This is a genomic window from Tateyamaria sp. (assembly GCF_059783535.1).
In genome coordinates this window covers 1-8,163 of the sequence record NZ_JBYNDP010000151.1, presented here as the reverse complement: position 1 = coordinate 8,163, position 8,163 = coordinate 1, and the positions used below count along the sequence as shown (strand labels likewise).

Sequence of the window (8,163 nt, the reverse complement as noted above, 5' to 3'; positions counted from 1 at the left end):
GTCGATGAGTATTCGACCTGGTAGCCAGCAACCAATTCAGATTCCGCTTCCGGCAGATCGAAGGGCGGGCGGTTCGTTTCGGCCAAGGCGCTGATGAAGAACAGGAACACCATGGGCAGATGCGGCAACCAGTACCAGCCAAAGAAGCCGTAACCAGTGTCTTGCGCATTTACGATGGCGCCAAAGTTCAGCGACCCGGTCGACAGGATCACACCGATGATGATCAAGCCAATGCTGACTTCGTAGGAAATCATCTGTGCTGCAGACCGCAATGAGCCAAGGAAGGGATACTTTGAGTTCGACGCCCAACCACCTATAATTACACCATAAACTTCAAGCGAAGAGATGGCGAAGACATACAGTATCGCAACATTGATGTCGGACAGCACCCAACCGTCATTGAACGGAATCACGGCCCACGCGACCATTGCCAGCACGAAACTGGTCATTGGTGCGAGCATGAACAGGGTCTTGTCTGCGCCCGCTGGCACGACGACCTCTTTCACCACATATTTCAGCGCGTCAGCGACAGTCTGCAGCAGGCCATAGACGCCCACCACGTTCGGCCCACGACGCATCTGGACAGCGGCCCAGATCTTGCGGTCGCCATACACCAGGAACAGGAGCGAGATCATGACAAATGCCACAACGGCCAGCACCTGGGCCAGGATCAGGACGGCGATGCCGCCAGGAGTGGTAAAGAAATCAGCCATCAGTCCTCACACCGTCGGTATTCCCCTCTCCGCACAGGCATCGGCCACGACTTCGGCGTCGATGGTCCTGATCCCACGCGGGAGGGCTGGCGAAATCGTGTAAACAGCATCCGCTCTCCACACGCCAGCCTCTTCATTCACATTTGTGCGCAAATGACGCGCAAATCCCCAGCCCCGGATCAACGTATATCCGGCGGCGGCACATTCGGCATAATCCTCAACATCCGATGCAGTCAGCGCGTTGGTCATCTCAACATCAAACTGCACAAGATCCTCGGCCAAAAGCTTCGTTTCCACCCCCCGATAGTCAGGGATGAACTGTTCAGCTGTCGGCACGGGTTCGCAGGCCATGAGCGGTATCAGGGATATGAGCCACGTGGCCTTCATTCGGCGGCCATGGCCTCCGTCCGGCGGGCCTTGGCATTGGCGCTCAGTTCCGCCATCAACTGGCTGGCACGGGCAATCGGGTTGGTCAGGTAGAAATCGGTGACTGTCGATTTAAGGACGCCACCTTCGATCTTACCTGCTTCCAAGGCATCCCCTGTGTTCTCCGCCACCACATCGACATCGCCGAGGTGCGGATGCTCACCCACCAGTTTCTGACGTAGCGCGGAAAGGCTGTCATAGGGCAAGGTCGCGCCCATTTCGCCCGACAACGCGCGCAGAATGGCCCAGTTTTCCTTGGCTTCACCCGGTGCGAAACCAGCGCGCTGCGCCAATTGCGGTCGCCCTTCCGTATTGACGAACAGGCCACCCTCTTCTGTATAAGCCGCCCCTGGCAGGATCACATCGGCGCGGTGCGCACCGCGGTCGCCATGGCTGCCTTGGTAGATGACAAACGCCCCATCGCCGATTTCAATTTCATCGGCGCCGAGGTTGTAGATGACATCCGCTTTCTCGACGGCTGCCATCGCATCCGGGTTTGTGGCGCCAACATCCATCGCACCGACGCGGCCCGCTGCCGTATGCAGGATCATCAGACCCGACTTGGTGCTTTCCGCCAGCGCCTGCGCCCCGGCAAGGATGGCCGCGCCGTCCCCACGGATCAATGCGCCCATGCCGACGATGATGACCGATGGCTTTTCCTGCACTCCTGAATGATCGCGCTTCAGCAGATCGTTGATGACAGTCGCATCTGTCCCGATGTGGTTGGCCTTATAGGTCAGATCCGGCATCTCACCAATGACACCCACATTGGCCCCACGTGCCCAGGCCTTGCGGATACGCGCGTTCAACACTGGCGCTTCCAGACGCGGGTTGGTGCCGATCAGCATGATGGCTTCGGCTGTGTCTATCTCTTCAATAGCAGCTGTGCCGACATAAGCCGCGCGGTTGCCCGAAGGCAGCTTCGCCCCATCCGTACGACATTCGACGATACCGCCCTGCCCTTCAATCAGTTCCTTGAGCGCGTATGCTGCTTCAACCGCCGCCAGATCGCCAACCAGACCGGCCAGCGAAGATGCGCCCTTGATCGCTTCGGATGCTTTGCCCAACGCCTCACCCCAGGAAGCTGGACGCAGCTTGCCATTCTCGCGGATGTACGGCTTGTCCAGACGTTGACGACGCAGGCCGTCCCAAACGAAGCGGGTCTTGTCGGAAATCCACTCTTCGTTGGTGCCATCATGGTTCAGCGGCAGGAACCGCATGACTTCACGCCCTTTGGTATCCACGCGAATAGAGGACCCAAGCGCATCCATCACATCGATGCTCTCGGTCTTGGTCAGTTCCCACGGACGGGCCGTAAACGCATATGGCTTGGACACCAACGCGCCCACCGGACACAGGTCGATGATGTTGCCCTGCAGGTTCGAATCCAGGGTCTCGCCCAGATAGGACGTGATCTCTGCATCCTCGCCGCGGCCTGTCTGACCCATCTGGGTGATACCCGCCACTTCAGTGGTGAAGCGCACGCAGCGGGTGCAGGAAATGCAGCGGGTCATGTGGGTTTCAACAAGCGGGCCAAGGTCCAGATCATCAACCGCACGCTTTGGCTCGCGGAAGCGGCTGAAATCGACGCCATAGGCCATGGCCTGGTCCTGCAGGTCACACTCACCGCCCTGGTCACAGATCGGGCAATCCAGCGGGTGGTTGATCAGCAAGAACTCCATCACGCCTTCGCGGGCCTTCTTGACCATCGGCGAGTTGGTTTTCACGACCGGCGGCTGCCCTTCGGGACCGGGGCGCAAATCGCGCACCTGCATCGCGCAGGAGGCCGCAGGCTTGGGTGGACCGCCGACAACTTCCACAAGACACATCCGGCAGTTGCCCGCGATCGACAGACGTTCGTGATAACAGAAGCGCGGAATTTCGATCCCCGCCTCTTCACAGGCCTGGATCAGGGTCATTGCCCCGTCCACCTCGATCTCGTTGCCGTCGATGATGATCTTGCGGAGGTCGCTCATGCGTCAGTTCATCCTCAGTAGGGCGCCGATCTGGCCGCCTTTATTGATTTCTGCGCGGCCAAGCGCACAGTAGCTTGCCGGCTGGCCAGCGGTCACGCCGCCTTGTTTCAGATATGCCCTGCGCTTTGCCTTCAGACGCTCCCGTTCAGCATCAGACTTGCGGTAGGCATCAATCTCTTCGTCCGAGTAGCCCAGGTTTCGGGCGCGGGCCTTCAAACCATTCGCAACGCTTAACGCCCTGAACATGCGGGCCGAAATACTCGGGCAGTTCTTGCGGATCTCGTCCGCGATCCCAATCGCCAGAATGGTGCCGTCGATTTCAGGCACATCCCGAAGGTGTGGCTTCGCCGAGGCTATCCCGGCAGTCAGGCTAAGGATCAAGGCCATGGTCATCGCGCGCATCATTTTCTCTCCACGTGCTGCATCACTTTGATGCCATGTGGGAAAGCAGGTCTGTGCTATGCAATAACACGGGCCGACACAACCCGTCAGGACGCAAAATGTCGCCTTGAAAACCGGTTGTTATCACGCTGGCGTGCAGGTGCCCCGCAAGAGCAGCTTATCCCCGGAAATACGCAGCCTGCCGTCCTCGGCATCCGGCCCTTCGATCCATGCCATATCAGATGAACCGAACTCTTTGATGCAATAGCGTACAGCTTCATAGCGCCCCGCTTCACGGGCACCCTCAAGGGATGCAGAGACCGGGCTCACGCTCACTTCGAATTGTTCCCGCTGCTTGTCGACTTTGCCTGAACTTGCGCGGAAAAACACACCATCAAAGGCGACACGCTCGGAACGCCGTTCCTGACATGCAGACAGCAGCAAGGCCGCGATCAACAGTGCGCTGGTCAAAAGTGCGGGCCGCATGTCGGGCAATGCACGGGTCTTTGTCTTGGTCAATGCGGTTTCCTCCCCAGGGTTCTGACCTTAGCGCGCCAGGTGATCCCAGCCAAAGGCAGCGTCAGTATTGCCATGGTTTTCAAGATGATGGAAGCGGTCTAGTGCTTCTGCAATTGTGGGTTTGTGCCCCTCCGGCACCCACCACATGACAAAGCGCAATCCCTGATCCGGATCGTACCATTCGCCCTTGCGGTCATAGAACTGCTTGTGGACGGTATTGAAGGTGAAGTTGTGCAGGCTTTCGACGTCTTTCCAGACCGATAGCGTGCTCGCCGTGCGCGGATTGCCACCCAGCGGGCCATCGGGGTCAAGCTGCGCCGCCTCCATCTCGTCGCCTTCCAGATGCCAGATATAGCCCGGCGACCGACGCGCGATGTCGTAGACACGATCGAGATTGTTAAGGAAATCCGCAACACGCGGGTCTTCCCAGTCGTATTTCAGGGTACCGATGTTGAATTCAGCGAGGTGCATCTAACCGATCAACAGTCCAAAAATCAAAGCGCCAAAGGCGCGAACAAAAGCAAACACTATCACATGGTTGGAGTCGACGCGCGTTGTTGCGGGGCGGAGCAGGCTGACGGCATGAATTGGATGCTTGGGTTGCAAAACATCAATACGCAACTCTCGCAAAAGAGCTGCACCAAATTCACCTTTGTTTTGGTGATAAACTGTCTCGCATAGGCCCGACTTTCGAAGACTATGACGTGGTTGATGAAACATCGCTTGGCCAATCAGCTACTTTATACAAAAAGCAAATCCACGAGGTCGAGAAAGGTTAGAAGCGCCATCACACCAATAAGAGCTGCCACAACAAGCAAAACAAATGGAAGAGTCACTGCTTGAGGGCTCGGCTTCACAGACCCGTCCGCACGCAGCAAAACCTTGCACTGCGCACACTTCTTGACATGGTCATAGCTGAATCCGTTTTCGTAACCGCATACGGTGCAGGTCCCGGAATGCGGTGGAATGAGTCCTCGAGGCACGTAGCGTTACTCCGCAGCAATCCGCTTGCCCGCGATCCGGTCCTCGATCTCATCGCGGAAGTTCCGGATCAGCCCCTGGATCGGCCATGCCGCCGCATCCCCCAGCGCACAAATCGTGTGCCCTTCAACCTGCTTGGTCACGTCGAGCAGCATGTCGATCTCCTCGACCTCCGCCTCGCCGTGCACAAGCCGCTCCATCACGCGCATCATCCAGCCCGTGCCTTCGCGACAGGGCGTACACTGACCACAACTTTCGTGCTTGTAGAACTTGGACAGCCGCCAAATCGCCTTGATGATATCTGTCGACTGATCCATGACGATCACCGCTGCCGTGCCCAGACCCGACTGCAGATCATTCCGCAGATAGTCGAAGTCCATGATGGCGTCTTTCATCTTCTCCCCGCGCACGCAAGGAACAGACGACCCCCCGGGGATCACGGCCTTGAGGTTGTCCCAACCGCCACGGATACCGCCGCAATGCTTTTCGATCAGCTCTTCAAAGCTGATGGACATGGCCTCTTCGACAACACAGGGGTTGTTCACATGGCCAGAGATCGCGAACAGCTTGGTCCCGGCATTGTTCGGACGACCAAAGCCAGAGAACCACGACGCACCACGGCGCAGGATCGTCGGAACAACCGCAATGGATTCAACGTTGTTCACGGTGGTCGGACAGCCATACAGACCCGCGCCCGCCGGGAATGGCGGCTTCATGCGAGGCATGCCTTTCTTGCCTTCAAGCGATTCAAGCAGGGCGGTTTCCTCACCGCAGATATAGGCCCCCGCCCCATGGTGCAGGTAAATTTCGAAATCCCAGCCTGAGCCTGCTGCGTTCTTGCCGACCAGGCCTGCGTCATAGGCTTCGTCAATAGCCGCCTGTAGCGCTTCCTTTTCCCGGATGTATTCGCCGCGGATGTAAATGTAGCAAGCGTTTGCATTCATCGCGAAGGACGCGATCAGACACCCTTCAACCAGCGTGTGCGGATCATGGCGCATGATCTCGCGGTCCTTGCAAGTGCCCGGCTCCGATTCATCCGCATTTACAACAAGATAGCTTGGCCGCCCATCACTCTCCTTGGGCATGAAGGACCATTTCAGACCGGTGGGAAATCCCGCACCGCCTCGACCGCGCAGGCCGCTGTCCTTCATCTCTTGCACGATCCAGTCGCGACCCTTCTGGATCAGCTTGTCCGTGCCATCCCAATGCCCACGCGCCCGCGCACCTTTCAGCGTGCGATCATGCATGCCGTAGATATTGGTAAAGATGCGATCCTTGTCAGCCAGCATGGGTGTTATCCTTTGCCTCGAAGCCCTGCGCGCGGGGCTATCAGTTGTCACGGCTCTTTTGCCAAATCCTGATGGCAACCACCAGAGACCAAATGAACGCAGCCAATGCAAAAAGCAAAATCAGAATTTCGTAACGCGCGGGTAAACCAAGACCCTGCACAATCACCGGCGCGAACACCGACAACAAAGCGGCCCCTGCAATGACAAGGGCCGCAATACGGCCCTGCCGGGCCAGTTTCGGATCAAGTTGATCAGACATGCGTCAGTAAACGTCGCCCTTTCCGACCTTCTTGGAGAACTCGGTTTCCCCGCCTTCAGCAAGGATCTTGGCCTGCGTGACCCAATCGTCACGGCTGACGCGCCCCTTGAAGCCTTGCAGGTTCTGATCGACCCAGGCCACCTCGTCAGCGCCCCAGCTTGCAACCTGGTCGAAATGGTAGAACCCCATCGAATGCAGGAGCGCTTCCAGCTTCGGCCCAACGCCCTTGATCTCTTTCAAGTTGTCGGGACCGCCCTCGCGCGCGGCAGACAGCGTCTCTGGCTTGGTGCCCTCGCCTGCTGCAGCGGCTGGCTCGGCCGCTTTTTTCTTGGCAGCGGGTTTCTTGGCAGTTTTCTTGGCCTTTGACTTTTCATCAGCCTTTGGCTCAGCCTCGTATTTCCATTCGCCCTTGCGCGCCGCCAGGTCGGCTTCGCCCGGCAATGGCGTCGAAGGTTTGATCTCGGGCTCGGCAGTTGTAGCTGCAGACGCCGCAGCAGCAGGAGCTGCCGCTTTTGCCACGGGACGCGCAGCTTCTTCCGGTTTCGCTTCTTCAACTGACGCTTCACCGACCGCTGGCAGTGGTTTGCAAATGATCCAGCTAAGAAGCGCACCGGCGACGACAAACACAACGACGCCCATGAACACGCCCTGCATAAACGTCCAACCGCCCAACACCATCAGCAGCATCGCCGCCAAAACGCCGCCCAGCAGCGCGACCAGCCAGCAGCCCACGGCGCAACTGATCATTCCCTCGTTCTTGTCCATAAAGATTTCTCCCCCGTCTAAGGATGTTATTCTTTATAGATATCGTCTTTTTTCGCGCGTTGGGAAAATTCTGTCTCGTCTCCCCGCGCGAGGGCCTGTGCCTGCGTGACCCAATTGTCACGGCTCACCCGACCCTTGAAGCGCACGAGGTTCTGATCAGCCCATGCAACCTCATCGGCCGTCCACGATGCGATCTGATCGAAATGGAACACGCCCGCCGCGTTCAACTCTTTCTCAAGACCCGGTCCGACGCCCTTGATCAGCTTGAGATCATCTGCCCCGCCTTCGCGAGCTGCGGACAGCAGCGCCGGTTTTGTCCCCGCGGGGACAGCCTTATCTGATTGTTTTTCATCAGATTTGTTTTCAGTTACCGGTGCGGCCGCTTTGGGCTTTGCCTTGGGTTTGGCTGCCTTCGCAGGCGCTTTCTTTGCAGCTTTGGGGGCAGGCTTCTTATTGGCGTTGCTGGCGTCAGCAGACGCGTTCGCCTTGCCCCATGGCGCGAGCAACGGCACTTCGGTCCCGTCGATGCGCTTGACCGTATCCCCAATATCCGTCGCGAGCTGAACGGAGGCATTGTACTTCGTGTGCCCGCTGTCGAATTCCTTAAGGCTGGTCAGACCGCTCAGCGGCTCAGATGCGTAACGCCCATTCTGCGGACCTGGCGTTGGGACAGTGCCTGCCGCCAGGTCGTCAATGATCTCGCCCATGCGGGCGGCGGTCAGGTCCTCGTAGTAGTCCTTGCCGATCTGCGCCATTGGCGCGTTGGCGCAGGAGCCGAGGCATTCGACCTCTTCCCAGCTGAACTTGCCATCTGCAGAGAGTTGGTGGGCCTTGGGGGCAATCTTGTCCTTGCA

At 58.3% G+C, this 8,163-nt stretch carries 11 protein-coding genes; all 11 read right to left on the bottom strand.

Annotation, left to right across the window (positions count from 1 at the left end; translation table 11 throughout):
- Positions 1 to 713 (bottom strand): NADH-quinone oxidoreductase subunit H (locus AC6RA8_RS19445; RefSeq protein ID WP_500355022.1); only part of this gene is annotated, 713 nt, incomplete at its 3' end.
- A 6-nt stretch (positions 714 to 719) separates the two neighbouring features.
- Entirely contained in the window at positions 720 to 1,100 is a 381-nt protein-coding gene (locus tag AC6RA8_RS19440) for a YNQ4 family lipoprotein (protein ID WP_500355020.1), read from the bottom strand.
- The gene (nuoG, locus tag AC6RA8_RS19435) at positions 1,097 to 3,115 is read right to left on the bottom strand and encodes an NADH-quinone oxidoreductase subunit NuoG (RefSeq protein ID WP_500355018.1); all 2,019 of its coding nucleotides are present in this window, start codon (positions 3,113 to 3,115) and stop codon (positions 1,097 to 1,099) included. The genes AC6RA8_RS19440 and nuoG overlap by 4 nt, the downstream gene beginning before the upstream one ends.
- A gap of 3 nt (positions 3,116 to 3,118) precedes the next feature.
- Positions 3,119 to 3,517, bottom strand: a complete 399-nt coding sequence (locus tag AC6RA8_RS19430) for a DUF5333 domain-containing protein (protein ID WP_500355016.1) — start codon at positions 3,515 to 3,517, stop codon at positions 3,119 to 3,121.
- 123 nt (positions 3,518 to 3,640) lie between these two features.
- Positions 3,641 to 4,015 (bottom strand): hypothetical protein, encoded by a 375-nt coding sequence (locus AC6RA8_RS19425; RefSeq protein WP_500355014.1) that lies wholly within the window; start codon positions 4,013 to 4,015, stop codon positions 3,641 to 3,643.
- A gap of 27 nt (positions 4,016 to 4,042) precedes the next feature.
- Positions 4,043 to 4,486, bottom strand: coding sequence for a DUF3291 domain-containing protein (locus tag AC6RA8_RS19420; protein ID WP_500355012.1), 444 nt, complete (start codon positions 4,484 to 4,486; stop codon positions 4,043 to 4,045).
- Positions 4,487 to 4,735, bottom strand: a complete 249-nt coding sequence (locus tag AC6RA8_RS19415) for a hypothetical protein (protein ID WP_500355010.1) — start codon at positions 4,733 to 4,735, stop codon at positions 4,487 to 4,489. It lies immediately after the preceding gene.
- A gap of 269 nt (positions 4,736 to 5,004) precedes the next feature.
- Positions 5,005 to 6,285, bottom strand: coding sequence for an NADH-quinone oxidoreductase subunit NuoF (gene nuoF, locus AC6RA8_RS19410; protein WP_299200628.1), 1,281 nt, complete (start codon positions 6,283 to 6,285; stop codon positions 5,005 to 5,007).
- 40 nt (positions 6,286 to 6,325) lie between these two features.
- Entirely contained in the window at positions 6,326 to 6,544 is a 219-nt protein-coding gene (locus AC6RA8_RS19405; protein WP_299200630.1) for a DUF5337 domain-containing protein, read from the bottom strand.
- Between the two features lie 3 nt (positions 6,545 to 6,547).
- The gene (locus tag AC6RA8_RS19400; protein ID WP_500355008.1) at positions 6,548 to 7,309 is read right to left on the bottom strand and encodes a helix-hairpin-helix domain-containing protein; all 762 of its coding nucleotides are present in this window, start codon (positions 7,307 to 7,309) and stop codon (positions 6,548 to 6,550) included.
- A gap of 26 nt (positions 7,310 to 7,335) precedes the next feature.
- Positions 7,336 to 8,163, bottom strand: an 828-nt coding sequence (locus AC6RA8_RS19395; RefSeq protein WP_500355006.1) for a helix-hairpin-helix domain-containing protein, incomplete at its 5' end; no start/stop codon positions are given.

Bases quoted from the DNA above. Each gene is read 5' to 3' on its own strand.
- AC6RA8_RS19440 (WP_500355020.1), bottom strand. From the start codon at position 1,100: ATGAAGGCCACGTGGCTCATATCCCTGATACCGCTCATGGCCTGCGAA.
- nuoG (WP_500355018.1), bottom strand. From the start codon at position 3,115: ATGAGCGACCTCCGCAAGATCATCATCGACGGCAACGAGATCGAGGTG.
- AC6RA8_RS19430 (WP_500355016.1), bottom strand. From the start codon at position 3,517: ATGCGCGCGATGACCATGGCCTTGATCCTTAGCCTGACTGCCGGGATA.
- AC6RA8_RS19420 (WP_500355012.1), bottom strand. From the start codon at position 4,486: ATGCACCTCGCTGAATTCAACATCGGTACCCTGAAATACGACTGGGAA.
- AC6RA8_RS19415 (WP_500355010.1), bottom strand. From the start codon at position 4,735: ATGTTTCATCAACCACGTCATAGTCTTCGAAAGTCGGGCCTATGCGAG.
- nuoF (WP_299200628.1), bottom strand. From the start codon at position 6,285: ATGCTGGCTGACAAGGATCGCATCTTTACCAATATCTACGGCATGCAT.
- AC6RA8_RS19405 (WP_299200630.1), bottom strand. From the start codon at position 6,544: ATGTCTGATCAACTTGATCCGAAACTGGCCCGGCAGGGCCGTATTGCG.
- AC6RA8_RS19400 (WP_500355008.1), bottom strand. From the start codon at position 7,309: ATGGACAAGAACGAGGGAATGATCAGTTGCGCCGTGGGCTGCTGGCTG.